Consider the following 24,629-nt stretch of genomic DNA (forward strand, 5'->3'; position numbering starts at 1 on the left):
CTTTCCCACCGGCCCAGGCCGGGTGACGCCTCTTTCCCGCAGCCCGGGCCGGAGGTCACCTCTTTCCCCCCGGCCCGGGCCGGGGGTCACCTCGACGCCCCGGTCAGTTCCCGGGACTCCCGCCCCGCCTCGGCACGGCCCAGGCGGCTGGGCCACCAGGCCCGCGCGTCCAGGTCCCGTACCAGCGCCGGGACCAGCAGGGATCGCACCACCAGGGTGTCGAGCAGGACGCCGAAGGCGACGATGAAGGCGATCTGCACGAGGAAGGCCAGGGGGATCACCACCAGCGCGGCGAAGGTGGCGGCGAGCACGACGCCCGCCGAGGTGATCACCCCGCCGGTGGTGACCAGCCCGCGCAGCAACCCCTCCCGCGCCCCGTGGTGCGCGGTCTCCTCGCGCACCCTGGACATGAGGAAGATGTTGTAGTCCACCCCCAGCGCGACCAGGAAGACGAAGCCGTACAGCGGCACGGACGCGTCGACGCCGGTGAAGCCGAACACGTGCGTGAAGACCAGCGTGGAGACGCCGAGGGTGGCCAGGAAGTTCAGCGCGACGGTGACCACCAGGAGCACGGGCGTCACCAGCGAGCGCAGCAGGGCGATCAGGATGAGCAGGATGATCGCCAGGACGACCGGGACGATGAGCAGCGTGTCGTTCCTCGCGGTCTCCGTCGTGTCGTACCGCTGGGCGCTGTAACCGCCGACCAGGACACCGTTCTCGGGGGCGAGCGCGGCACGCAGACGCCTGACCGTGTCCTGGGCGGCGTCGCCGTCCGGCGCGTCGTCCAGTGTCGCCTCCACCAGCGCGAGCCCGTCGACGACCTTGGGAGTGTCGTCACCCGGTCGTCCGCTCCGGGTCACCGCCGCGGCGTCGGACACGCCCTCGACGTCGCCGGCCGTCTCCGCCACGGCCGCGGCACGGCCGGCGGGGACGACGATGACCGCGGGCTGCCCCGAGCCGCCGGGGAAGTGCTCGCTCAGCGTCGCCTGCGCCGCCACCGACGGCGCGTCGTTCACGAAGGTCTCGTCCAGCGGCACCCCTCTGGCGTTCAGCTGCGGCGCGAGGAGGGCGAGGCCGACGAGAGGCAGGATGGTGGCGATCCAGAGCCGGCGCGGATGGCGGTCGACCAGGGTGGCCACCCGGCTCCAGATCCCGCGGCCCTCGGCGCCGGCCGCGCCGGCCGCGTCGGCCGCGTCGGCCGCGTCGGCCGCGTCGGCCGGGCGCGGCTTCGCCGGCCACAGGGCGGCACGGCCCAGCAGGACGAGGGCCGCGGGCAGGAAGGTGAGCGCGCTGAGGGCGGCACACGCGATGCCGATGGCGCCCACCGGGCCGAGCGCGCGGTTGTTGGTCAGGCCGCTGAGCAGCAGCGCGAGCAGGGCCAGGGCCACCGTGGCGGCACTGGCGACGATCGGCTCGAACGAGCGCCGCAGCGCGACGCGGCCCGCGGTGAAGCGGTCGCCGGTCGTGGCCAGTTCCTCCCGGAAGCGGGCGGTCAGCAGCAACGCGTAGTCGGTGGCCGCGCCGATGACCAGGATGAACAGGATGCCCTGCACCTGGCCGTCGACCCGGACGATGTCGCGGTCGGCCAGGAAGTACACCACGGCGCACGCGAGGCCGAGCGCGAAGACCGCACCGCCGATGATGATGACCGGCAGCAGGACGCTCCGGTACACCGCCAGCAGGATGATCAGGACGGTGATCAGCGCCACCCCGAGAAGCAGGCCGTCGATCCCGGCGAAGGCGTCGGACAGGTCGGCCCGGGTGGCCGCCGGTCCCGCCAGCTGAGCCCGCAGGCCGTCGACCGCCACCGCCGAGCCGATCCGGTCCAGGGTCTCCCCGAGCGAGCCCTCGACGTCGGGGCCGAGCTGGACCACGCCCTGCAACGCCCGGCCGTCGTCCGACGGGATGGAGGGCGTGGGCGTCCCGACGACGCCCTCGGTGCCGCGCAGCGAGGCGAGCGCCTGCGTCGCCGCGGCGCCCTGCTCGGGAGTGACGTTCTTCCCGTCCGCGGTCCACACCACGATGAGCGGCTGCGTCGCGTCCTCGCGGAACCGCTCCTGCACCTCCAGCGCGCGGGTCGACTCCGCGCTCTGCGGCAGGAACGCGGCCTGGTCGTTGGTGGACACCTCGGTGAGCTTGCCCGCGTACGGCCCCAGCCCTCCGCCGACAGCCAGCCAGACCAGCACCAGCAGCGCCGGGACGAGCCAGCGGATCGGTCGCCGCGCCATGAGATCACCTTTCCCACATTTAACTCAACCATTAAGTATCTCAATAATTGAGTTAAAGTAGCATGGCGATATGAACGGCGACAACGAGGAGGCCATCGACCTCCTGTCCTTCGCGGTGCGACTGCGACGGATGACCGCCGAGTTCAACCGCATCGCCCACGAGTTCGCCCACGAGCACGGGCTGCACCCCACCGACGTCCAGGCCCTGATGAAGATCTTCGACGCTCCGTCGCCGATCACGCCGAGCCGGCTGCGGGAGGAGCTGAACCTCACCTCGGGTGCCGTCACCGCGTGCCTCGACAGGCTGGAGCGGGCCGGGCACATCCGCCGGGTCCGCGACCTGCACGACCGGCGCGTGGTCCACCTCCACTACCTCGACGCGGCGCAGGAACTCGCCGCGGTCTTCTTCCGCCCCCTCGGCCGCAGCACGGACAACGTCCTGCGGCGTTTCGGCCCGGAGGAGCTGCGCGCCGCGGCCGCCTTCCTCGACGCCATGAACGAGGAACTCGAGGCGTTACGAGGCGCGCCGGGGTCTGGCTGACCCTTCCTTCGAGCGCGCGGGCCGGACGGTTGCGTTCCGGGAGCGCCCGCTTCACCGAGCCGTGGAGCATCGCCGGCCGCTACACCCGTCGGCCGCTCATTCGGCCACCGTGTGCTCGGCGAGCCGCTCGGGCGGCCGCGCCTCCGCGGCTCCGGCCGGAGACTGGAGGACAGGCGATGCGGCGGCCTTGCGCGATGCCTGGTAGGCGGCCGTCGTCCGCTCGGGGCCCCGCACCCTGCGCCAGAAGAGGTACTGCAGGGCCATCAGGGGGCCCGCCGGCACCATGAGGGGGAACGGCTCCGTCAGCAGGCCCGTCCGCATCGCGAGGACCAGCGTCGCGGCCAGCGCCAGTGAGACGCCCGTGGCCGTCCAGCCGGCCTCCCGTCCGAACGCCTTGAACGCCACCAGCGTCCACAACACGAACATGAGCACGTCCCCGAGACCGATCACCATGGGCTGCGGCCCGCCCCACCAGGCGAACACCGGCGCGAACGGCAGGTCGATGACCTTGCGCAGGAAATCGCCCATCGTCGGCAGCATCGTCGTGGCCACGAGGTCGTAGCCGGCCAGGAGCAAGGCGAAGACGGCCACGTCACGGGCCTTGATGCCACTCTGGACGTAGAGGTTGCACACGCCGATGACGAGGATCAGCAGCAGGACGTTGTTCCAGGCCGTCGCCGCGGAGGACCCCGAGAGGAAGAGGACGAGATCGAGCGCGGCCGCGCCGAACGCCACCAGCAGCGCCACCCGCCCCGGCAGCAGCGGCGCCAGGGTGATCTGGATCGCGAAGACGGTCATCAGGCCCAGTACCGTCGCGACGGCGGACGACGGCAGGGCGAGGTAGACCACGGGGATGACGAGGACGGCGGTCATCATGATCATGACGTCCCCGAGCGTGTACACCCCGACCGGGGGCCGTTCCATCCGCACCCGGAGGAAGTAGAGCACTCCGAGCAGGATGGCCGCGGCCGGAATGAGGACGATCACCACGATCTCGGCGAGGGCGGAATTCACTGTGCGGTCTCCGGATGCTTCTTCAGGCTCGCGTCGGTCTTCAGGCTCGCGTCGGTCTTCAGGGTCGCGTCGGTCTTCAGGGTCGCGTCGGCGAAGCTCAGCTCGCGCAGGTCCGCGCGTACGGGCGCGGTGGGCGGCATCGTGGCGCGTTCACCGTGCACGATGACGCGGGACAGCGGGATCTCCTGTTCGAGGCCCCGCTTGCGGATCCGGTCGGCGGCCTGCGGGTCGTCGCCGAGGATGTGCAGTTCCAGCCCGTCGGTCCCCGTCCGCAGGGACCACCGGGACGGGAACCTCGCCGCCGGATCGGCCTCGACGAGTTCCAGGATGTCGCGCGGGGTCACGGTGCGGCCCCCGAAGCCGTACAGGTGCCCGTCCTTGCCCAGCACCCGTGAGGTGGCCGGCAGCTGCGCCAGCTCGCAGCCGAGATCGTCGTCGGCCAGCCGGCGCACCACGTCCCCGCTGAACAACCTGAGGAGGAGAGTGGTCTCCCGGTAGGGGAAGACCGGGGTGAAGGTGAGCACTCCCAGCTCACCGGGCTCGGCGGCCCGGGTCCCGGTGAGATCGAGCACCTCGGTGATGCCCTGTTCCGGGTGGAAGTGCAGATGTCCCCCGGTGCAGATCTGACCGCTCGACGGAGCGATCTCGGTCATCCCGTAGGTTTCCACGACCGTGGCCCCGAAAAGTCGTTCGGCGCGGCGGCGCAGCCCCTCGGTGAGGATCTCGCCGCCGCACGTGATCTGCCGCAGCCCGAAGTCGGCGGCCGTGTACCCGAGCCGCTCACCGGCCTCCACCAGCAGGCCGAGGTAGCTCGAGTAGGTGACCAGCAGGACGGGCCGGGCCTCCGCGCCGGAGAGCCGGGTGCCGCCCGCCAGCCGGGAGAGCGAGATCTCGGGCTCCACCAGGCCGAGGGAGCTGGGCGCCACGCCGATCAGCGCCGCCGCCCCGGCGAAACAGTGGATTCCGAAGAAGGCACGCGAGACCAGGTTGAGCTGGATGACGTCGCCTTCGCCGAGCCGGTTGTCGATCAGGAGCGAGACCGCGGTCATCGCGGTGAGCAGCTCGGCCTCGTAGCGGGAGAACCACACCGACGACGGCGGGCCGGTGGTGCCGGAGGTCTCCGCCCGGTACCAGGGCCGGACACCGCGGTTCACGAGCGCCTCGGGCGTGTCGCGCAGGGTCTCCTTGCGCGTGACCGGCAGCCGCTCCAGGGTCGACAGGTTCACCTCGTCCGGCCGCATGCCGACACGATCGAAGAGGTCCCGGTAGTACGGGGTCTCGGCGTACGCCATGCGTGCGAGGCGGCGCAACCTCCGGTCGTCGATGGGCTTACGGTCCTGGACCGACATCGAGGTGCCGCGGAACGCGTCGAGGTCGCCGATCCCACCGAACTCGGCACGGGTGGCCACGATGTCGGCGACGACACGCTCGATGTTCGCCACCCGGAGCCGGCGACCGAACACAAGGGAAAGACCATGGTGCAGCTGGGCCACTGCGGTCCTCAGCACGAATTCATCCTCCGATGGCGGCAGGAGCTGGCAGCGAAACGGGTCGCCCCGGGGCGCACGCGCTCCGGGGCGACCCTTGGATCCCGTCGACTAGTACGGGCACACCACGAAAGCGACAGCGGTGATCGCGCTCACTGCGTACTTGCAGTAGGCGAAGGCAGCCTTGACCATTTTTCCCTCCCTTCGGTTCCTCTCATCCCCGTCAATGGCGCCGAGAGTTTCGGCCACTTCGAAAAGAGGCCTTCGGGCGTCCCCGGCACACCGTCAAGATTTCAGTCAATCGCGGTAAATGTCTACTGCTTTCTGCATAAACCTATTTACAACTGTTGACAGCATGATATGTATAGATTTATAGATTTTTGCTGACAAGTCTGGTCTGAATTCGGGGAAAGGTCCGCGCGAGGGTGGCGCGAGACGCCCTTCCCGCCGAAGGCGAGCCGCCGCACGGCCGGAATCCTCGCGGTGGGCCCGGTCACGGAGACTCCACGGGCGGCCCTGGCGGGAGGTCCCCTCACCGCAGCCGCGACTCACCGCGGCCTCGACCGGACATCCTGGCGCGAGCCGCCCTGAGGGCGCCGGAGCGTTCCTGCGCACCCCGTGCCACACGGCTCGTCACCCTCCCGGCAACGCCGGCGCGGAGAACGTGGGCGTGACGTACGCCGCGAACATCGGCGCAGGCCAGGCCGCCTGGCCACCAGGAGTTCGGCCGGCCGACGACGCCGGCGTTCACGCGCTCCCGGACGGTCCCGGATGGTCCCCGGTCCGCCCCCGACGGCCTGCCGAGGTCCGCCGCCCTGGGGGTGCCGGCCGCCCCGCTCGGCATCGTGGCCCTCAACACCCTCGCGACCGATCGCACCACCGACCGGACCCATGCCGGCCTCTCAGGCCCCGAAGGGGCAGCAGCAGTTCTTGTCAACCTGGAAGCTTCCAGGTTCCCATACGCCCGTCCTGTGTTTCATCATTTGATCGCACCATCTCCTCCCGGGCAGACCGGGAATTGTCAGACCGACTTTGCCGAGACCACCTCGATGCTCCATCGGCGCCGGCCAGAAAAGTCAGACATTCGACAGGTCGAGTCGATTTCCTCATCGCAGGAAATTCAGCAAAAAGAGAGAAATGAAAACTCCCGTCTGACAATCGCCGCCGGTTTACTCCTGACCGCAACCGTGGCGGGCGGGATGAGGCGGCATGGCCCGACCGGAGAATGGAATTCCGGTATATAAGGCGTTTCCGGCCTCACGGGACCACGGGGGCCTCGCGAGACCTCGCATGGCTTCGAACCGCTTCGCGCCGGGTCGTCCGGCGCCGGGAGGGCGTCCTGCCGGGCACCGCGCCCGGGTCCTCGTCCGCACCGTGTCCGCACCGTCCGTGCGGGAGGCGCGGAAGTTCTGGCACGACAAGCTCGCCGAGGTGACCGCCACCCCGTGCGAGTTGCTGATGGCGTCGATCATCGTTGCCGGTAATTTGCTCCCATGACAGAGCTTGAGGAACTGGCCGGAAAACTTCGGCGGTTCGCCGAGGTCAGGGACTGGGAGAGGTTCCACACGCCAAAGAACCTCGCCATGGCTCTGGCCGGCGAGGTCGGCGAGTTGCTCGCGGAGCTCCAGTGGCTGACACCCGAGGAGACCGCGAACGTCATGGACGACCCCGAGGCCGCCGAACGCCTCAGATCCGAGGTGGCCGACGTCATGATCTATCTGACCCGCCTCGCCGACGTGCTGGGGATCGACCTCGTCGAGGCTGCCTGTACCAAGCTCGACCAGAGCGACCGGCGCTACGACGCGGAGACCTATCGGGGGTCGGCCGGGAAGGCCCCGCCGCTCGCCTGATTTTGTCGGATGATCGCTGTAATGTGCCTGGCGTAGTGATGCGGCCCGACGGGCTTCCGCTCATCGTCTGAGCGCGGACACGCCCCCATACCGCACGAGTCTCTCGTGCTGCCTGGGGGTAGGTCCGTGACGGCATTTCGGCATTCCGCCGAAAGTCTGGCCATGCTGGCGACCGACGGTTCGGTTCCCGAACGACGGTTGAGCGAAGTCATCGCCGAGCACCTCCGAAGGACCGCACGCGTCAACCCCTCCGACGCCGAGCGCAGGTCCTGGGACCGCAGCCTCCCCGTCCTAGCCCGCGACCTGGTCGACGCCGGGCTCGGCGCCGTCGAGATTCTGGTCGAGTACCAGCTCCCGCTGACCAGCGAGCGCGCCGACGTGGTCCTCGCCGGGGTCGACCGCCGCACGGGCGATGACGCGTACGTGGTGGTGGAGCTGAAGCAGTGGAGCCGGGCCGAGCTGTTCGAGGGCGATCCCAAACTCGTGCTCGTCGAAGGCGTGGCCGGTGGTCCCCGACTGCACCCGGTGCTCCAGGTCGAGGACTACTGCGAATACATCGCCGACTTCGTCGCGGCCTTGGAAGGGCGCGGTAACGCGCTCGGAGGCGTGGCCTACCTGGACAACGCGGCCGACCTCGATGTCGAGGACCTCTACGGGAGGTGCTGAGTGAGCAGAGCCAGCCGTATCTTCACCAAGAGCCGTCGCGGAGCCTTCCTCGACTACCGTCGTCGTCATCACCGGCGGCCCAAAGCGGCAAGAGCGTCATCGCGCTGTCCCTGCTGGGTGAGCTGTCGCGACAGGGCCGCGCGGTCCTGCACGCCACGGGGTCCCGTTCGTTCACCGAGACACTGCGCCGGGTGCCGGGCAGGGGCTCCTCGAAGGTGAAGAACCTTTTCAAGTACTTCAACAGCTTCATGAAGGCCGAGCGAAACGGTCTCGACGTCCTCATCTGTGACGAGGCGCACCGGATCCGGGAGACCTCACAGAACCGCTACACCCCGGCCCGCCTGCGCAACAATCGACGCCAGGTCGACGAGCTGATCGACGCCGCCAGAGTGCCCGTCTTCCTGCTGGACGAACACCAGGTGGTGCGACCCGGCGAGATGGGTACCGTGGCCGAGATCATGAGCCACGCGGAGGCTCGCGGGTTCCGGGTTCACGAGATCTCCCTCGACGAGCAGTTCCGCTGTGGCGGCAGCCGCGCGTACGAGGAGTGGGTGCTGCGGCTCCTCGGCCTGCGGGCCGGCGGTCCTGTGCCGTGGCTCGGAGACGACCATTTCTCGGTCTCGGCGGCCGAGTGCCCGCAGGAGCTCGAGGCCCTGCTGCGGTCGAAGCTCGACAAGGGCTACTCGGCCCGGATGACCGCCGGATTCTGCTGACCGTGGAGCAAGCCCCGCGAGGACGGCACGCTCGTCCACGACATCCGGCTCGATGGCTGGTCCCGCCCGTGGACCATCAAGGGCGAGCAAACCATGGGCGATGCGCCCGCGAGCGCGGCGAGTTGCAACTCTCCGTGGATGACGAGGGCTGCTGCAAGTACCAACAGCTGCGGGGTCCAGAAGGGCGGACGATCAGATGAGGAAGCGTGACTTCGAGGGCAAGGCGGCCGGTTGGTGGAGCTGGCCTGGGAGTTGAACGACCTCGGGTTCGACTCCATGGTCCGGTTCCCTCCCGGTCAACAGCCGAGCCTGGAGGTCTTCCTGCCACCCGGACGGCGAAGGCCCACGAGCGGTACGACCGCGCCTCGGCCTTCGCCCGACAGCACAACCGGGAACGAGACGCCCGTACCAGGGCGCGGGCCCGGGAGGTCTTCGAGCGGATCACACGGGTGACGCGATGAGAGCGCTCGGACTGCTGGGTCAGGTCGATCTGCCTGCCCAGATCGCAGCTGTCCCCCGGGCCCGCCGCTATGTCCGCGACCTGCTCGACGGCGTGAACCACCCGCGCACCGACGACGCGCTCCTCCTTCTCACCGAACTCGTCACCAACTCCGTACGCCACTCCGACTCCGGCCGCACCCCCGGCGGCCGGGTGGTTGTCGCCGTCGCCCACCATGATGGAACGCTCCATATCGACGTCATCGACGCCGGATCGACAGGTCGTCGGCCCCAAGTCTGCGCCGACACCGACCCCGACAGCGACGGCGGGCGCGGCCTCTGGCTCGTCCAGCAACTGTCCACCGCGTGGGGCTGGTACGAGACCTCCGCCGGACGCGTCGTCTGGTTCCAGCTGGCGGAAAAGGTGGCCCCGTGATCCTCTGGGACCACCCACCCCGCTGCCTCAGCCCGCACGTCCTCCCCACCCGCTCCCACTGCGAGGCACTGACCTGGCATCCTCCCCGCGGCGACACCCAGGCCCGGGTCGTGAGGTGGACCTGCGACTGTGACCCACTCTTCTACGAGCTGTGCCAGGCGGGCGGCGTCAGGTTCATCCGCCGCACCAGGCGCTCACGGAGCGACCCGACGATCGACGAGACCGACCGCCGCCCCGCCGCGGAAGCCGACGCGATATGGATCGCCCTGCTGCACGGCCTCGTGCGATGACCGGACCCAGCACCGCTCTCCGATCGTCTCTAGAACCACCCACCGGGTGGACCACGCTTGCCCGCGGCGATGCGTATGGCGCTTACCGGCCTTCGGTACAAGGTGCCGTGCAACCGAATCGCCCCGGTCTCATCACCGTTCAGCCGCCTACGGCCACAACTGCACCCGGTAGAGCTCGCCATGGACGACGTCGGAAGGGAAGTCAGGCTCTTCGGTGTTGGTCAGCCTTCTGGTCTGCACACGAACCGACCAGGAAGCTTCCTTCACCCCGGTGTCGAACGGAAGACACTCGTCCCACCCCTCGTAGAAATACTGAACCAGACCGATGGCCCCGGAACCGAGATACAACTTCCCCTCCCACATCGGAGTCCAAGCGGCGAGCTGCTCCGGTGGCCCGTCCCAGCGCTCGTACCTGACGTGGATCACGGACTTCGCCAGAGAGCCGCTGTCGATGACCACGCCGTTAGGTCCAACCGAAATCATCGGCTGTCCCGGCAGGCTCTCAGCAGAGAACGGTGCGTCGACGGGCTCACCGTCCGCGGTCACCTCTGTCACAAGGAATTCACTGCCTGTGTGGATGCTGATGGAGTCGAGGGCACTGGCGAGAAGGACTGCCACAGCGATAGAACCTTTCCAATATCAAGATAAAAGGAGGCTCTGGTGTGGGGCCGTCAGACGGCTCCACACCAGAGCCTGCGGGTCAGACTAATCGATCAATTGGATCCAGAACTTGTCGCTCCGGATTATCCGGTTGTTCTGGTACCAAGCGCCGACCACTTTCCCATGAGCGGAGTTCTGGGCCGAGTTGACCGGCATTACAGAGAAATTGTTCTCCGGGTCGGCGTAGTGCGCCCCCTGCTGTGTGCTGGCGAAGGGAAATTCGTCGCACTGCTTACCTTGTCGCTGGGCAGAGGAGTATTCGATGGTGCAAGCCGTTTGTGCGATACCTCGGCTTCCCTCGGGGGAGGTGCGGTACTTGGCTCTGCTCAGCCAATCACCCCAATTCCCCGGGATGTCTTTGGCGTTGGGGCTGAGGTCGTAGAAGGTTTTCCTTCCCGGCTTGGTGAGGTACGGGTGTTCGAGAGCCATCCAGATATGGTCGTTCACATCCGTGAAGCTCGTTCTGACACCTGTTTCTGGATTGTGAGCCTCATCGTTGTAGGCCATCGTGAGAGCTACAACACCGCGCATGACCACGCACCCACCGCTGCTGTACCAGCCTATGAGAGGCGAGGAGTCGCAACGCACCGTCCGCGGAATGGCCTGAACACTGTAGGCTTTATCTCCTCCATCGGGTGTGGGGACCTTCACCCATACGATCGGGGTCAACGTGCAGGACCCCTCCTTGTCCACACCTTCCTTTCTTAGGCTAACGGTGACGTCCGTCGCGTGCCAGTCTGTGCCAGCTGCCTGCTTCCATGCGCTAAGCCGGTGAAATCCAGTCATGTTGTTCCCGCTCGGGGGACGTCCGATGCAGTTTTCCGTATCCGGGTCATCGGCATTCTCGACCCTGCCGCTCACCGAGAGAGGGGCATCCTGCAGAGTCCCGAAAGAAGACACGATGGTCACGTGACGCCGGGTTGTGAAATCGCGATTGTTCTGGTTCGTGGTGATCCTGAAGTAATTGAGGTGATCTCAGCGAGAACAGGCCGAGCATCTGCGGTGTTAAGTCGCCAAACGCCATTGACGCGCACGAACCGGGATAGGTCGCGATGTCCCTGAAATGAGCGTGGAGCCCCCGGTAGAAGAGGTCTCACCACAAGATCCTCAACCGGAAAGCTCCACGTGATCACCTATCGTGCCACGCTCGACGTCTCCCGGGACCTGGTTCGCCATGTCGCAACCCTCCTGGCCGCAGAACGCCGCCGACGCGGCACCCGCGCCGACACCCGGACACTGACCTGCTTCGGCCAAGCCGTCCTGGTCCTGCGCTGGTTTCGCGACCGCACCGACCCCACCGCCCTGGCCCGCGACCACCACATCTCCCGCGCCACCGCCTACCGCTACCTGAACGAGGCCATCGAGATCCTGGCCGACCAAGCACCCGACCTGCACCAGTGCCTGCGCCACGCCCAGGCCCAGGAACTGCCCCACCTGATTTTGGACGGCACCGTCATCGCCACCGACCGCTGCCGCGAGAAGACCACCAGCGTCAAAGGCGAACCCATCGACCTGTGGTATTCGGGAAAGGCCCACCACCACGGCGGCAACCTTCAAGCGCTGTTCGCCCCCGACGGCATGCCGTTGTGGGTCTCCGACGTCGAACCCGGATCGGTCCACGACCTGGTCGCCGCCCGCACCCACGTCCTGCCGGCCCTGTATCCCGCCTGCGCCCGCGGCCTGCCCATCCTGGCCGACCCCGGCTACGACGGCGCCGGGATCGGCGTGCGCATCCCGGTCCGCCAACCCACCGACGGCAACGCCCTCGATGTCGACACCCGCACCCGCAACATGCTGCTACGCGCACTGCGCTGCCTGGGCGAACGCGGCTTCGCTCTCCTCACCCAACGCTGGCGCACCCTGCAGCACATCACCGCCAGCCCCAGCAAGATCGGCGACATCGCCCGCGCCGCACTCGTCCTCACCCATTTCGAGCACGGCAGACTCATTTAAAAGTCGTTGAGATCACCTCATTGACGCCGACTATTTCCCCCTTCATGACCCCACCACGATACTGGCGGGCACGCCACGGGACGCGCCAACAGTAGTCGAAGCGGTTCTTGAGATATTCGGTATGCTTGTCTAGATCACTGCTCTTGGTCTTTTCCAGGCATTCGGCGTATGTCATCTGACTCATACCAGCCGGCTTTACGGGGAGCAGTCGCTTGATCTCATCCGCCTCCGTTGCGGTGACCGACTTCGCTGAGAAAGACTCACCTGCCGTCTTCGACTGAGTCTGGTCCACATGCGGTTTCGCGGACAGGTCGATCTTCAGGACCTGCCACTCCGACCAAGGTCTCTTTGCATCTCCAGTGACTACGCGCACGCGCCAGCGCACCTGCGAGCCGTCTCGCAACTTACCGGCAGGAACACGCAGGCTCTTGATCTGATCGGCGGACGCCTCGGACGTGCCCGACCAGATCAGCTTTCTCTCCTTGGACGGCTTGGACGGCGGCTCGACGATTTCGAATTCCGCCGACGACCGTTCGGCCGCTCCGGACATCCATACCGACAGATCGGGCGTGCGGGTGGCCGCCAAGCTGACACCGTCCACCACTACCGAGCGTGCCACCGCCACTTTCGCCACGGCCGGTTCCTCCGCACCCGGAGCCGGACTCCGTAGTGCCTGCGTGGCCGCGGGAATCGGGTTGCCGATGGGGGTGTTCATGTCGGCCTGGATCTGCCCTTGGGTCTGGGCGATGTTGTAGATCCGGACCTCGTCGATGGCTCCTTGGAAATACTCGTTCCAAACACCGTTGCCACCGATGTGAACCGGGCCGTTCTCATTGTCCAGCGTCCCCGTCGCCGGCGTATGGTTGGACAGAACACCGTTGACGTACAAACGAGCCGTGCTTCCGTCATAGGTGACGGCCACGTGACTCCACGCGCCCACCGACAACGGCGAACTCCCGACGACCTGCGCGGTGACACCCTGAGCCCGCAACCAGCCCGACGGAGCAACGCCGTTGGAGGCATACAAACCGTAGGAAGCATTCGCTGTCTCGGGAAGGTCCTTCATCACCACCGTCCGCCAATTCGCCACCGTGGCCGGATTCACCCACGCCGACAACGTCGCCTTCGTCCCCAGCCGCAACGACGACGCGTCAGCGACGGTGACCCAACTCGACGAACCATTGAACGACAAGGACTGACCGTACTTGCCGGTCCTCCACGACGTGTCACGCACCGTACCGACATTGCCCTTACCTGACACGTCACCCACCACCGTGCCCGTACCCTCGTTCATGCCGTACGCAGCCACCAACCCCGGAACCGGAGTCGGAGCAGATGTCGGACCGAGGGCTTTCAGCTCATCCGCGTACAGGGTGACGACTTCGGACGCGCGATCTGGGACGAGCAGCTTGAGCTGGGCTTTCACCGCCCCATCGGGCGGAAACTCCTGTATCGAGATCTGTGTCCAGACATCACGCGGCAGCGTCTGGGTGGCCAAGCTGGACCCGGCTGATGAGCCATCCGTTTTGAACCAGTCGATCCCATATTGGACTTCCACATCAGTAGCCACGGGAAAGAACCATCCGGTCGCTCCATGAAGGCGATCGGCAGTGACCGGTAGGTCAGGCTCAGAGCGGACGACGGTCTGCGCGCTTCCCTGCACGGTTGCGACCTTCGCGGATGCTACCCCCTGGGTCTCGTGTGCCCTGTCCGTCGAACGCTCCAGAGAACCGTCTGCGATGGTCCAGGGAGCGAGCGCCGTCTCGAAAGAAGGGTTCGTGTTCAGGACGCGGTCTGGAAGCCTTGGCGTGGGAGTGGGGTTCGGCGTCGGCGGTTCCCCGGGAGGATCCTCCCCGTCATAGTCCTCGGGATTGTTAATACCGGACACAAGGTCCTCATCGGACGTTCCCTCGGGGTAGAAGGCAGTATCGGTGCGCTTGGCCACCACTGAGACGCCCGCATCGATGGAATCAGCGAGAGCCTGCTCCGCGGGAAGGCTCACACTCGGAGGCTCGTGGTCGTACATCTGGCCGCTTTCGGCCCACGCTTTGTCCTCCTCGTACGTAGCGGGGGGAACATCGTGAAGGTCAGGGTATTGCCGCACCACGTCGAGGTCTTCGTACTCGACGAACAGCACCGGCCCACGGCCATCTATCCCGGCCCATTCCGCTGAGAGGTATTCGCGGTAGTTAAGCGGGCCCCCTCATTGAGAGCACCGACCCGTAAACCGTAGTTGGGATCGCCATTGGCCCAAGCCTGGACGATGCCCTCGATGGAGTAATAGACCTCCTGAGCCGGGTCCGAGCAGTATCGAGGCGGGCTGGTGTTGACCCGGCCCACACCGCTGCCCTTGGTGCCCTGGCCGCTGGTGGTGACCGAGGGCTGGTTGTTCCAGCGCAGGCTGCTCATCGTCCAGTCGCTGGTGATGCGGCGAACAACGATGTCACCGACCTCGGCGCCACAGGCGTGGGTGATGTAGTTCCACGGCCGCAGGGCGGCATTGATGATGTCCAGACCGTAGAAGGGCGCGCCGATGAGGTCGTAACGCAGGTAACTGCGCTAGATTGCCCCGTCGTTGGTCTTGCCCGCCACCAGCGCGTCCATGTACTGGTTGGGGGCACCCGTGCCCCAGGTGCCGCTGTTGATGAAGGTGTCGGCAGGCATGCCGGCGCCGTACCACGGGGTCGCGTCCATCAGCAGCGTGACCGGATAAGTGGTCGCGGGGTCGGCCAGGAAGGCCTCGTCCGGGGTGTAGCGCAGCACGGATCCCTTGCCGGTCTGCTCCACCGTGGCCGCGACGGTGCTCATCCGCCCGGCGTCCGGCGGCGCGTCGGGACTCGCCGCCGTCTTGTCCAGCAACAGAGCCGGCGTCAGAGGGGCGGCCTTGCCGTCGCCGTCGACGGTCGGCAGGGTCGGCTTGCCCGACGCGTCCTTGCCGTACTTCACCCCGGTCGGCAGCTTCACCGGAAGACGGAGGTCGAGTTTTCCGTCCGGGCGCTGGGGGATCACCACCTCCTGGCGCAGGCCGGTGGGCGTGACGGTGACGACCAGGTCGATTCCGGGGCCGTAGGCCGACCGGTAGGTGGCCGTGCTACCCGACAGTTCCGGTTTGGGCAGCGCGGTCGGCGCGCCGACCGCTGCCTCGCCCTTACCTGTCTTGGTCCTGGCCAGCGTGGTGTCACCACCGGCCGACAAGGTCACCTCCACCTTGGAGACCTTGGGACGGACGATCCCGTCCTCCTCCACCAGGGTCGTGTCGATCGCCGCCCAGGCTCCGTCCTTCTTGACCCGGATGGGCGCACTGTAGACGTACGTGCCCAGCGTCTTGCCGTTGCTGGTGGCCACTGTCGTCGAGTTCTCGGTGTTCAGGGCGTCGATCTCGACCTGCTTGTTCTGCCGCTTCGCCTCCCGCTGTGCTGTCTCCACTGGATCAGAGGTGGCGGCCGGTCGCGGCACAGGAGAGACGGGCGCCGGTGTTGGGGTGGGATCGGCCGCGGCGGGGGCCACGAGCAGCGAGGTGGACAGCCCCACTGCGACTATCAGCGAGGCGCGGCGACGGTTACGGGACAGAACGCCAGGTCTTGGTTTCTGCGGTTTCACTCTAACCTTTCCGGTAAACGGTATTGGGCCGGAGTGATCTTCACATGGAACCAGTAAGAAAGTAAAGACATAATCGGGGACACCGGATAGCCTTCACAATCGGTAGCGTAACGGGGACCTCACATTCCGCGTTCCAAGTGGCGCCCGATGTTCAAAGAAAGCTGTCATAGAAACGAAAACGAAACTGAGTGCCTCCTCTGTTCATGCAGCTCAAGCGGCCAATACAACCTGCAGACCGACGCATCGATTGCTGGACGAAGAGCAGCCTTGTCAAAAATGTCGGTGGCTCTGCCTATACTCCCCGCCCGCGAATGATTCGGTCAGCGGCATCGACATTTTACGGATGAGACGTATGCACCCACCGCTCATACACGCGCTCCTCAACGCCAAGGATTTACTGGGCGAAGATCCGGTGAACGACCACTCTGAACATCTCATCGTGTTCGTCGGCGTGAAACCGGTCAGTTGACGAACACGATCGACCGGAACGGGGCGGGGTGACGATGACCACACTGCCCGGCGTCCGCGGGAACTCCCCAACCTTTGGTGATGATCGTCCTGACCGCAGATGCTCCAGGATGCTGTGGGGCGACGCCCACGCCTCGAGAAGGTCGTGCCCCTCCCGGCGCCCAGGGATGCGAGACGGTAGCCGAGGCTTCGCGAAAAATCGCGATCGATCAGCGCGATGCGGGGTATATTCGGGGAGTCGCGAAAGCGAGCACATGCTTACCCGGGGCTTCACGCCTCTGAGGGCGCGGTCTTCGGACCGCGCCCTCTTTTCTTCCCCCTTGTTCTCCCCCACCCGAGGCTGCGCCGCCATGAACGCAATCTCCATCGGGCGTGATCCTCGGTCCGCCTACTCACGGCATGTCACGACCCGGCTGCTCGACTTCAGCAGCGTCACTACCCCGTGGACACGCCGACTCTGGGATGTGAGCTCCCTCCTCGCCCTGGAGGAGCTGCACGAGGCGGGCATCTGGGTCGATCGCAGGGTGCTGTCGCAGGGCGCGGTCGACTGGCAGCGCCACACCATGGAGCGGCTCCTCGGCAACGACCCGGCAATGGGGTCCGGGACCTACCGACGCGAGCTGCAGGAATGCGTCAAGACCACCCTGACGCTCGCCAGCGACGGACGCCGCAAGCTGCGCCACCTCATCGACATCGCCCGCCCCGGTTACCTGGACCGCTGGGCCACCCGCGTCGCCGTCGACGCCCCGCCCGCACCCGAGCGGGTCGCCCGTGCCGTCGCCTCCCACCTGCTCGACAGCGGGCACAGCCTCTCCGGCCTACAGCGCTGGCTCCGCGACGGGCGCCAGAACCTCTCGGCCACGGACCTGCTCTCGGAGGCGGCGACCCTGATCGCCACGCCGCCGCGCAGTTGGCATGTCGTCGTCCCGTTCCAAGCCCTGCACAGACACGAGGAACTGGCCGGGCATCTGCCGCACTGGCGGGCGGTTGCCGAGACGCAGATGTTGATCGCGGAGGCGGGGCTCAAACCTCCGGAGCGGATCGTGGGCTCGCTGGTCTTCACCGTCGAGGCGCGAGACTCCACCCGTGCCGTGGAGATCGTCTCCGACCTGGTCGAGCGGATGCAGGCCAGGGCAAGATTCGCCGCGAGCGGACCCGTTCTCCCCCTCGGTGACGCGTACGTCATCGGAGAGACCAGGCCGGTTCCGCTGCAGCCGCCCGCCAGGGGAGCCCAGGTGCTGTCGCTGGCCGCCGAACGTCAGCTCTACGTGGTCGGTGGGGAGACGCAACGCTTCGGCGAGCAGGCAAGGAGCACGCTCGACGATGCCCTGGAGATCGCCTCCGCGCTCAACCAGGGGCCGCTCGCGCCCGCGATCGCCGGAGGCTGGGCGGCTCTGGAGTCTCTGCTCACCGAGGCCCGCGACCCCGACGAGCGGGAGAAGGTGGTGGCCGCGGCCCGTGCCGCTGCTCTGGTCGCCGCCTCCTGGCCACGCGCCGAGCTCACCGCGCTCTCCTACCGAATCCGGGAGGTGAAGGGCGACGACCTCACCGCCCGCCTCGAAGCGTGCGGGTCGAACCGGAGCCGGGCAGCGGTGATCGCCGCCGAGCTGAGGAGCGGAGGTTCACTTCCCCTCGTGCGCTCCTGGCGGACCGGCAGTGACGTCGCCTCCGTCCTGCGCCTGCGCGAGCTGCTCGCCGACGAGAGGCGTGTGCTGGACCGGGTGCGCTTCTATGTGGAGGTCTCGCTCAGGCGCCTGTACCGCTGCCGCAACATCGTGCTGCACGGCGGTTCCACCGGGGGTGTCGCGCTCCCCGCCGCCCTCCGTGTGACCGCTCCGCTGGTCGGAGCCGCTCTCGACCGCCTCACCCACGCCCACCTGGTTACCAGGGTCTCGCCTATCGCCCTTGCCTCCCGTGCCGAGACCGCCCTGCGCATGGTCGGCGACGACCTGGGCTCGGACCTCTGCGACCTGCTCGAATAATCTCCGGCCGGTCGGCGCGTGTGATCCTCGCACCCGCACCGCGAGTGCCGCGGCCCATCCCCAGCCCAGGAACGCGATGGCGCGCAGGAGCAGGCTCAGCGGCCGGGAGTTCTCGCCGCCGTCCGACAGCAGTCCCGCCAGCAGGTAGAGGGCGGGAAGCGCCACGCCGGTGGCCGCGCAGTAGAGCGCCCATCCGCGCTCTCCCCGTACGGCGAAATGGCGGGTGAAGACGAAGCACGCCGCGACCAGGGAGACGAACACCAGGCCGAAGGCGGCGCCGTGCAGGATGTAGCCCAGGCCCGGGTCGTCGGGAAGGCCCCGCGGTGCGCCGGGCGGGTAGCCCCACGCCGGTTCGAAGCGGAAGACACCGGCGGCGACCAGGCCGGTCCCGTACGCGCCGATCAGTAACGGACCCCAGGTGGCGCCGCGGCCCGGACGCAGCGCCCGCCACAGCCCGGCCGCGAACGCGATGTTCAGCAGCCCGGTGATCACGAAGTTGGCAATCTGGATCCACCCCAGGTCGCCCAGGCTCAGCATGCTGAGCGGCTGCCGCCGGGGGTCGAAGTCTGCGCGCGTGTAGTCCTGGATCACGACCGCGAGGACGAACAGTGGTCCGGCTACGGCGCCGCAGGTCAGCAGCGCCCTGGTCAGGCGCTGTTCCCGCATGGTGGACATGGCTCTCCCCTCCACGGCCGGCATCTCGGGATGCCCGGCACGCGAGTTTTCCTTAGCAGCGCTAAGTGCGCGCCGCCGTCATGCTTCCTTAGCGCTGTTAAGGTGTCAACCGATGGGCGAGAACAAGCGGGGGGCCGGCCTGACCCGGCAGACGATGATCGATACGGCGCTGCGGCTGCTCGACGAGGTCGGCCTGGACGGTCTGACGGTGCGCCGGCTCGCCTCGGAGCTGGGCGTCCAGTCGCCCGCCCTGTACTGGCACCTGCGCAACAAGCAGGAACTGCTCGACGGGATGGCCGACGCGATCGTCCTGGCCGCCGGGATGGGACCGCCCCGCGGGGGCGAGTCCTGGCAGGACTGGCTCGCCCGCCGGGCCCGCGCGTACCGCGACTCCCTGCGCGCCCACCGCGACGGCGCCCGCCTCGTCGCCAACGCCGCGAGCCTGAGCCCGGCGACGATCAGGATGTTCGACGAGGAGCTGACCGCCATGGTCGGCCGCGGCTTCACCCCGGTCCTGGCGCTGCGCACGATCACGGCCCTCACCCGCTACGTCAACGGGTGCGTCCTGCAGGAGCAGACCAAGCGCCAGGCGTCCTCGGGCACGCCCGCGGACGGGCTCGCGGCGCTGGCCGGAATGCTCGACGGGGGCATGGAGGCCACCCTGATCGCGGCGTTCCGCGAGAGCGGCGGCTCGTTCGGCGAGGACGCCTTCGAACACGGCCTCCGAGCCCTGATCGACGGCACGGCCACCGCCCTGGTCCTGGAGCGATCCGACCGGGACGACCGGGGGTGAGGTGCCGTCCACGACGCCGATGTGACCAAGGGAGCGCCGGTCTCCTCCACGGGCCCTGCCTCTCACTCTCGCCCCCGACCTCGAAAGTGTCAGGAAGACCATGGCGAACATCGTCACCGAGCTCCTCGATGAGCGCGAGATACCGAAGTATCTGTCCGGCGTCGCATGCGTCGACGAGGACTGGGTCCTTGATGAGATCCCCTTCGACGAGGAGGGCTGGATCGGCGTCGGCGACGACGGGATCGCGATCGACGAGATCGACAGCGAAAGATGCCTGATCAGATACGAGCTCTGGGACGGGCCGCCACCTGCTCTCGACACCTGGGACAGGACCTGGTCCGGGAGCGTGCGCCTGACCTCCGGAAGGATCCAATCCGTTGACCAGTGGTCCGGGGATGTGTCCTACGGCGCGGAATTCGACCTCGGCAGGGAGAACGGCGTCTGGCAGGTCAGAATCCACCGCAAGGCTCTCGGTCACGAGGAGTTCACGCCGGACATCGTCGGCTTCACCCTGCTCAAGCTCCAGTTCTGGCTGGACCACTGACCGACACCCGACCTCTTCCCGGTCCCCGCAGGGCACCCCGGCCCGCCCCCAGCCGACCACTTCGTCCCCGTCCTGACCATGTCCGGCCGGTGCTGCGGCGGGGTTCTTCCCGGTCTCGCGTATGGCCGGTCAGGCGGGGGTGGGTGCTGACCGGCCGGGCCGCGCCAGGCCGGTGAGGACGACGTCGATGGCGCGGGCCAGGGTGTCGGGCGGGGGCGGCGTCGTCGCCGATGCCTGGGCCAGGCCGCGGATGAGCAGATAGACCTCCTCGACCGTGACCGAGGACCGGACGACCCCGGCGTCCTGTCCCCGGCGCAGGACCTCGCCGACCACGGACTTCAACCGGTTCGACGCGGCGACGGCGCCGGCGGGGAACTCGTCGCGCTCGGCCACCAGGGAGATGAGGGTGAGTTTGGTGGCGCCGGTCTCGATCATCGTCCGTATGAGGGCGCGCCATGCCACGGCCGGGTCGGCGTCGGCGACGAGCGCGTGGGCCAGGTCGGTGAGCTGCTCGAAATGCCGCAGCAGCGCAGCCTCGATCAGCTCCTCCTTGGTCGGGAAGTGGCGGAAGACCGTGGCGATGCTGACGGCGGCCCGCCGGGCCACCTCCTCTGTCGACCCGGCGGCACCGTACTCCCCGAACACCGCCTCCGCCGCGGCCAGGATCCGTTCCCGGTTCTCCCGTGCGTCCTGCCGCATCCGGCCTCCTCCTGATCTCTGATCTCATTTAAGGGCTTTAAACGTAGTCTGGACTACGGTACGCTTTTCGTAGTCCAGACTACGGTTACCTTGGGAGGATGCCATGCCACAGCCGTACACACCAGCGGAGGTCGTCCAGGCCGTCGCCGCGGGAGTCAGCCGCCTGATCGCCGACGAGCTCACCGAGCACGAGCGGGAGGCCGAGCTCGACCACCTGACCGGCCTGTACGCCGAGCAGACCGACGTCCGGCACCCGTTCGCGCCGCTGGGCGATACGCCGCTGCGCACCCGTGCCGAGCTGCGCCGGCATTTCGCCGGAGGGCCGGCCCAGGCTCGGGCCGACCGGTTCGAGCCCGTGGGTCATGTCCATGAGACGGCCGATCCCGAGGTGGTCGTCTTCGAGTTCGACTACGTCGGCTCGTTCGGCGGCCGTCCCTTCGCGGTGCCGTGCACCTTCGTGTCACGGGTACGTGACGGCGTCATCGTCGAGTCCCGCGACTATATCGACCACCTGGGCATGGCCCGGGCCTTCGGCCGTCTCAACGGCCTGGTCACCGCGCTGGCCGCGGGCTCTTCGTCCTGAGCGAGTTCTCGAGAAGGCTCGGTTGGGCGTTCGCGCCTTCAACGGGACCCTGCTCCTCGACGTCCCCGAGAATTTCAAGATCAAGGCGATCGAACTCCATGACTCCGTCTTCTCCGGCGGCGTCACCGTCGCCCTGGACGACCGACGACACGCCCCTACCGGACGACGTCGCTCCGGCTGTTCTCGATCCCCGGGCGTCGACTCCCCGGGGAACCCGTCCGGCGTCGTCTTCCTAAGGGATCTGTCCGGGTTCGTCGACGACTCCCGACGCGACCTCGGCGGTCACGAAGGCGCTCCCCTTCCGGAAGGCCACCTCGCCGTTGATGAGATAGTCCTGCAGGTAGTCCGTCCGCGTGCCGAGATGGCGATAGGTCGTGCTGTCGAGGATGACGTAGGACCGTTCGGTGACCTGGCCGTTCTCGTCGCGCTGCGTGCCGTAGCCCGGGCTGCCGACCTCGTAGGCGATGCCCATGCCCGACCTGCCCACCGCGTCGCGTACGCCGAGGTCCACCCGGACTCCCGGAATCCTGGCGAGGGCGCGGAAGATCGCGGCCTCCAGCTTGGGCGGCATGTACTCCTCCTGGCCGAGGTAGAGCGACAGCACTCGGAACGCCCGCGCGTCCGGGTGCTCGTGGAGACCGCGCTCCTCGTCCGGCTTGTCCCTCCAGTGCAGGTCGCCCTTGACGTGGGCCAGCAGCCTGTCCGGGTCGGTGGGCAGCTTGGCCAGCCTGGCCGCGTACTGCCGGGGGGACAGGTCGTCGTCACCCGGGTCCGGCCCGATGGTCCGTGTCTCCATCGGGCGCGAGCCCATCCGGGTCGCCTGCCTGGTGCCGTCGTAGCGCGTCCAGTACTCCTGGACCTCGGTCGAGCCGTCGGCGGGCTGCGTGACGACGCTCTTGCGGTACAGCCACTGGTCGGGACGGAGAGGGGTGCTTTCAGGCCGGCGCTTCTCGGCCGTCAGCGCCGCCTTCCTCAGCATGACCTCCGCGCTCACCGGCGTCGCCTCCACGGTGACGGACGGCGGCACGACCGGCCGCTCGTCGTCGTTCACCACCACGATCACCGCCGCGATCACCGCGACGGCCGCCGTCACGGCCATCGGCAGCGAGAGCACGGGCCGGAACCGGCTGCGGCGGCGCAGAGAACGCGCCCGCAGCGCGCGCAGACGGTCGGCGTCGGGCTCGGGCGCGTCCGCCCGCAGCTCACTCAGCAGCTTCAGGTCATCCACGACCGGTCTCCTCCTCCGAGATGGCGGACGGATCGACCCCGCCCAGGGCCTCGCGGGTCTTTCTCCTGGCACGGTGCAGCCGCGAGCGCACCGTGCCGATGGGGACGCCAAGTGCCCGCGCCGTCTCCTCGTAGCTGAGATCCGCCCAGGCGATCATCAGCAGCACCTCGCGGTCCTTCGGCGACAGCACGGCGAGTGCCCTCACCAGATCGCGTTGCGCCGCCGAGGCCGTCACCCGGGACTCCACCCGGTCGGCGTAGCTCTCGGCCACCTCGTCCACCCCAGTTCTGGCCAGCGAGAGGTACGCCCTGACCTCTGCGCGGCGGTGCTTGCCGATGAGGTTGGCGGTGATGCCGTACAACCAGGGGCGGGCATTGCGGTAATCGGTGTCGTAGCGCCCGAGCCGCCGGAAGGCGGTGAGGAACGTCTCGGCCACGATGTCGTCGGCCATCGAGTCTCCCAGGCGCCGCGTCACGTAACGGTGCAGGGCGGGGGCGTGCCGGTCGAACAGCACCGAGAAAGCGGCGGGATCACGCCGGGCACGCTTGATCACCTCCGCGTCGTCCAGGTCTGTTTCCACACTCAAGCGTGAACTCCGTTTCCTTGGTCCGGTCACCCCTTTTCACCCGGTACCGCGAATCGAGTTCTCCACGCCCTGTTTCGATGGATCTGGCCGCGCCTCTGTTCCCGGGATCGTTCGCGATCCCGGTCCCAGTCCTGGTCCCGATCCCGTTTCCTGGGATCGGTCCCGTTTCCTGGGATCGGTCCCGGTCCCGGCCTCGTTTCCTGGGATCGTTCCCGGTCGCGGTCCCGTTTCCCGGGATCGTTCCCTGTCCAGGCCCGCGGGCGTCCCCCGCTCAGATCACCGGCGCGAGCACCGCCCACGCCACGCCCGCTTCGGCCGCCGCGACCGCGACGACCTGGGCGGGCGTGTGGTGGGAGACACATGCCCGGGCCCACCCATCAGACCGACGAGGGCCGTGCCCACCGCGCCCACCGCGCCCACCGCGCCCACCGCGAGCGTCGCCGCGGCGGGCAGCGCGTGCGCCGGTACGACGGCTACTCCTGCTCCAGCCGCACGGCCTGCCGCGCGTAGTCGCGCAGGGCCTCCAGGTTCATGGTCTCCGGCTTCTTGAGCTTGACGTGCCTCGTCGTCTTCCCGACGCCGTCCAGCAGGCCGAAGGAGTCCTCGAACTCCGCGCCTCGGGCGAAGGCGAAGGTTATGTGCGTCTTGCTGACGCTGACGATCGCCAGGATCTTGCGGCCCTGCTGCCAGGCGGGTGACCCGCGGCTGATCACCTCGGTCGCCTCGGGGGCGCACTCCTTCATGAGCGTGCGCAGCGTGTTCACGATTTCCCGGTGGTGCGACTGGACCTTGGTTTCGACGAACTCATCCACAGCTTCGCTGCTCATGAACACACCTTTCTGACATCGCTTGCTGACCTGGATCGTGCGGTCCCCGATTCCTGGACGGTCGATCATCGGCGGGATGAGGCGGCGTAGCCCGGCCGGAGGACGAAGACCTGAGATACCCGATATATCGGGACGCCTGGTCTCCGTGTTTCGGTGCGTCCGGCCTCGCCGGCTCTCACATGGCTTCGGGCCGCTTCGGACCGCTGTGAGCAGCTTCGGGCCGCTTCGGGTGGGCCGTTGGGTCGTCCGGTGCCGGGACGGTCGCGGCAGGAGGACGGCACACGGTACGTCGCCGAGCGGTGGGGGCGGGGGCGGGGGGGGGCCCCCCCCCCCGCCCCCCCCCCCCCCCCCAACACCAAAAACACAAC

Annotated in this window: 26 protein-coding genes and 1 pseudogene; 14 read left to right on the forward strand and 13 right to left on the reverse strand. The window is 67.9% G+C overall.

Annotation, left to right across the window (positions count from 1 at the left end; all coding sequences use genetic code 11):
• Nucleotides 1-86: 86 nt before the first annotated feature.
• Nucleotides 87-2,228, reverse strand: coding sequence for an MMPL family transporter (locus AB0F88_RS23540; protein WP_362687732.1), 2,142 nt, complete (start codon nt 2,226-2,228; stop codon nt 87-89).
• Nucleotides 2,229-2,298: 70 nt separating this feature from the next.
• Here AB0F88_RS23540 and AB0F88_RS23545 point away from each other — a divergent pair, with 70 nt between their 5' ends.
• Nucleotides 2,299-2,769, forward strand: a complete 471-nt coding sequence (locus AB0F88_RS23545; protein WP_362687735.1) for a MarR family transcriptional regulator — start codon at nt 2,299-2,301, stop codon at nt 2,767-2,769.
• A 96-nt stretch (nt 2,770-2,865) separates the two neighbouring features.
• Here the strand turns inward: AB0F88_RS23545 and AB0F88_RS23550 are convergent, their stop codons facing one another.
• Together AB0F88_RS23550 and AB0F88_RS23555 are read right to left on the reverse strand one after the other, a co-directional pair.
• The gene (locus AB0F88_RS23550) at nt 2,866-3,783 is read right to left on the reverse strand and encodes a hypothetical protein (RefSeq protein WP_362687739.1); all 918 of its coding nucleotides are present in this window, start codon (nt 3,781-3,783) and stop codon (nt 2,866-2,868) included.
• Complete coding sequence (locus AB0F88_RS23555) at nt 3,780-5,291, reverse strand: AMP-binding protein (protein WP_362687743.1); 1,512 nt, start codon at nt 5,289-5,291, stop codon at nt 3,780-3,782. Before AB0F88_RS23555 ends, AB0F88_RS23550 begins: the two co-directional genes overlap by 4 nt.
• 824 nt (nt 5,292-6,115) lie before the next feature.
• Here AB0F88_RS23555 and AB0F88_RS23560 point away from each other — a divergent pair.
• The 7 genes from AB0F88_RS23560 to AB0F88_RS23590 all read left to right on the forward strand — a co-directional run bounded on the left by AB0F88_RS23560 (nt 6,116) and on the right by AB0F88_RS23590 (nt 9,663).
• A complete protein-coding gene (locus AB0F88_RS23560) occupies nt 6,116-6,514 on the forward strand; it encodes a hypothetical protein (protein WP_362687746.1) in 399 nt (132 codons plus the stop codon).
• A gap of 130 nt (nt 6,515-6,644) precedes the next feature.
• Nucleotides 6,645-6,767, forward strand: coding sequence for a hypothetical protein (locus tag AB0F88_RS23565; protein WP_362687749.1), 123 nt, complete (start codon nt 6,645-6,647; stop codon nt 6,765-6,767).
• The gene (locus tag AB0F88_RS23570) at nt 6,764-7,120 is read left to right on the forward strand and encodes a nucleotide pyrophosphohydrolase (protein ID WP_362687754.1); all 357 of its coding nucleotides are present in this window, start codon (nt 6,764-6,766) and stop codon (nt 7,118-7,120) included. Before AB0F88_RS23565 ends, AB0F88_RS23570 begins: the two co-directional genes overlap by 4 nt.
• A gap of 162 nt (nt 7,121-7,282) precedes the next feature.
• Entirely contained in the window at nt 7,283-7,786 is a 504-nt protein-coding gene (locus AB0F88_RS23575; protein WP_362687758.1) for a hypothetical protein, read from the forward strand.
• The gene (locus tag AB0F88_RS23580) at nt 7,780-8,499 is read left to right on the forward strand and encodes a DNA/RNA helicase domain-containing protein (RefSeq protein ID WP_362687760.1); all 720 of its coding nucleotides are present in this window, start codon (nt 7,780-7,782) and stop codon (nt 8,497-8,499) included. Before AB0F88_RS23575 ends, AB0F88_RS23580 begins: the two co-directional genes overlap by 7 nt.
• A 457-nt stretch (nt 8,500-8,956) precedes the next feature.
• Nucleotides 8,957-9,373 carry an ATP-binding protein gene (locus AB0F88_RS23585; RefSeq protein ID WP_362687764.1) on the forward strand — a complete coding sequence of 139 codons (417 nt, stop codon included), beginning with the start codon at nt 8,957-8,959 and terminating at the stop codon, nt 9,371-9,373.
• Nucleotides 9,370-9,663, forward strand: coding sequence for a hypothetical protein (locus AB0F88_RS23590; protein WP_362687767.1), 294 nt, complete (start codon nt 9,370-9,372; stop codon nt 9,661-9,663). Before AB0F88_RS23585 ends, AB0F88_RS23590 begins: the two co-directional genes overlap by 4 nt.
• Before the next feature lie 147 nt (nt 9,664-9,810).
• Here the strand turns inward: AB0F88_RS23590 and AB0F88_RS23595 are convergent, their stop codons facing one another.
• Together AB0F88_RS23595 and AB0F88_RS23600 are read right to left on the reverse strand one after the other, a co-directional pair.
• Entirely contained in the window at nt 9,811-10,281 is a 471-nt protein-coding gene (locus AB0F88_RS23595; protein ID WP_362687769.1) for a hypothetical protein, read from the reverse strand.
• Nucleotides 10,282-10,368: 87 nt separating this feature from the next.
• Nucleotides 10,369-10,992: a NucA/NucB deoxyribonuclease domain-containing protein gene (locus AB0F88_RS23600; RefSeq protein WP_362687772.1), complete on the reverse strand. Its 624-nt coding sequence runs from the start codon at nt 10,990-10,992 to the stop codon at nt 10,369-10,371.
• A 456-nt stretch (nt 10,993-11,448) separates the two neighbouring features.
• Between AB0F88_RS23600 and AB0F88_RS23605 the strand changes: the two genes are divergently transcribed.
• Nucleotides 11,449-12,276: a transposase family protein gene (locus AB0F88_RS23605; RefSeq protein WP_362687775.1), complete on the forward strand. Its 828-nt coding sequence runs from the start codon at nt 11,449-11,451 to the stop codon at nt 12,274-12,276.
• On the opposite strand, the gene AB0F88_RS23610 is transcribed toward AB0F88_RS23605, so the two are convergent.
• The 3 genes from AB0F88_RS23610 to AB0F88_RS23620 are packed head-to-tail and all read right to left on the reverse strand — an operon-like array spanning nt 12,269 to nt 15,702.
• Nucleotides 12,269-14,413 (reverse strand): LamG domain-containing protein, encoded by a 2,145-nt coding sequence (locus AB0F88_RS23610; protein ID WP_362687778.1) that lies wholly within the window; start codon nt 14,411-14,413, stop codon nt 12,269-12,271. The genes AB0F88_RS23605 and AB0F88_RS23610 overlap by 8 nt on opposite strands.
• A gap of 14 nt (nt 14,414-14,427) precedes the next feature.
• Entirely contained in the window at nt 14,428-14,826 is a 399-nt protein-coding gene (locus AB0F88_RS23615; RefSeq protein WP_362687826.1) for a DNRLRE domain-containing protein, read from the reverse strand.
• 9 nt (nt 14,827-14,835) lie between these two features.
• Complete coding sequence (locus AB0F88_RS23620; protein ID WP_362687781.1) at nt 14,836-15,702, reverse strand: hypothetical protein; 867 nt, start codon at nt 15,700-15,702, stop codon at nt 14,836-14,838.
• A gap of 517 nt (nt 15,703-16,219) precedes the next feature.
• Here AB0F88_RS23620 and AB0F88_RS23625 point away from each other — a divergent pair.
• Together AB0F88_RS23625 and AB0F88_RS23630 are read left to right on the forward strand one after the other, a co-directional pair.
• Nucleotides 16,220-16,345 (forward strand): hypothetical protein, encoded by a 126-nt coding sequence (locus tag AB0F88_RS23625; RefSeq protein WP_362687784.1) that lies wholly within the window; start codon nt 16,220-16,222, stop codon nt 16,343-16,345.
• A 463-nt stretch (nt 16,346-16,808) separates the two neighbouring features.
• Entirely contained in the window at nt 16,809-18,326 is a 1,518-nt protein-coding gene (locus tag AB0F88_RS23630; protein WP_362687787.1) for an integrase, read from the forward strand.
• 45 nt (nt 18,327-18,371) lie between these two features.
• On the opposite strand, the pseudogene AB0F88_RS23635 reads toward AB0F88_RS23630, so the two are convergent.
• Nucleotides 18,372-19,025: pseudogene (locus tag AB0F88_RS23635) on the reverse strand (DUF998 domain-containing protein); the annotation flags it as partial.
• Nucleotides 19,026-19,113: 88 nt separating this feature from the next.
• Here AB0F88_RS23635 and AB0F88_RS23640 point away from each other — a divergent pair.
• Together AB0F88_RS23640 and AB0F88_RS23645 are read left to right on the forward strand one after the other, a co-directional pair.
• Nucleotides 19,114-19,794 (forward strand): TetR/AcrR family transcriptional regulator C-terminal domain-containing protein, encoded by a 681-nt coding sequence (locus AB0F88_RS23640; protein ID WP_362687790.1) that lies wholly within the window; start codon nt 19,114-19,116, stop codon nt 19,792-19,794.
• Between the two features lie 100 nt (nt 19,795-19,894).
• Entirely contained in the window at nt 19,895-20,338 is a 444-nt protein-coding gene (locus tag AB0F88_RS23645) for a hypothetical protein (protein ID WP_362687793.1), read from the forward strand.
• 129 nt (nt 20,339-20,467) lie between these two features.
• Here AB0F88_RS23645 and AB0F88_RS23650 read toward each other — a convergent pair whose 3' ends face one another.
• Nucleotides 20,468-21,037, reverse strand: coding sequence for a TetR/AcrR family transcriptional regulator (locus AB0F88_RS23650; protein ID WP_362687797.1), 570 nt, complete (start codon nt 21,035-21,037; stop codon nt 20,468-20,470).
• Between the two features lie 103 nt (nt 21,038-21,140).
• On the opposite strand from AB0F88_RS23650, the gene AB0F88_RS23655 reads away from it, so the two are divergent.
• The gene (locus tag AB0F88_RS23655) at nt 21,141-21,620 is read left to right on the forward strand and encodes a nuclear transport factor 2 family protein (protein WP_362687800.1); all 480 of its coding nucleotides are present in this window, start codon (nt 21,141-21,143) and stop codon (nt 21,618-21,620) included.
• Between the two features lie 232 nt (nt 21,621-21,852).
• On the opposite strand, the gene AB0F88_RS23660 is transcribed toward AB0F88_RS23655, so the two are convergent.
• The 3 genes from AB0F88_RS23660 to AB0F88_RS23670 all read right to left on the reverse strand — a co-directional run bounded on the left by AB0F88_RS23660 (nt 21,853) and on the right by AB0F88_RS23670 (nt 24,261).
• A complete protein-coding gene (locus tag AB0F88_RS23660) occupies nt 21,853-22,848 on the reverse strand; it encodes a CU044_5270 family protein (RefSeq protein WP_362687803.1) in 996 nt (331 codons plus the stop codon).
• Nucleotides 22,841-23,428, reverse strand: a complete 588-nt coding sequence (locus AB0F88_RS23665; protein ID WP_362687829.1) for an RNA polymerase sigma factor — start codon at nt 23,426-23,428, stop codon at nt 22,841-22,843. The genes AB0F88_RS23660 and AB0F88_RS23665 overlap by 8 nt, the downstream gene beginning before the upstream one ends.
• 479 nt (nt 23,429-23,907) lie before the next feature.
• Nucleotides 23,908-24,261: a DUF1801 domain-containing protein gene (locus AB0F88_RS23670; protein WP_362687806.1), complete on the reverse strand. Its 354-nt coding sequence runs from the start codon at nt 24,259-24,261 to the stop codon at nt 23,908-23,910.
• Nucleotides 24,262-24,629 lie beyond the last annotated feature (368 nt).

Origin of the sequence: Streptosporangium sp. NPDC023963, from assembly GCF_040639135.1 — a bacterium.
Classification (GTDB): domain Bacteria; phylum Actinomycetota; class Actinomycetes; order Streptosporangiales; family Streptosporangiaceae; genus Streptosporangium.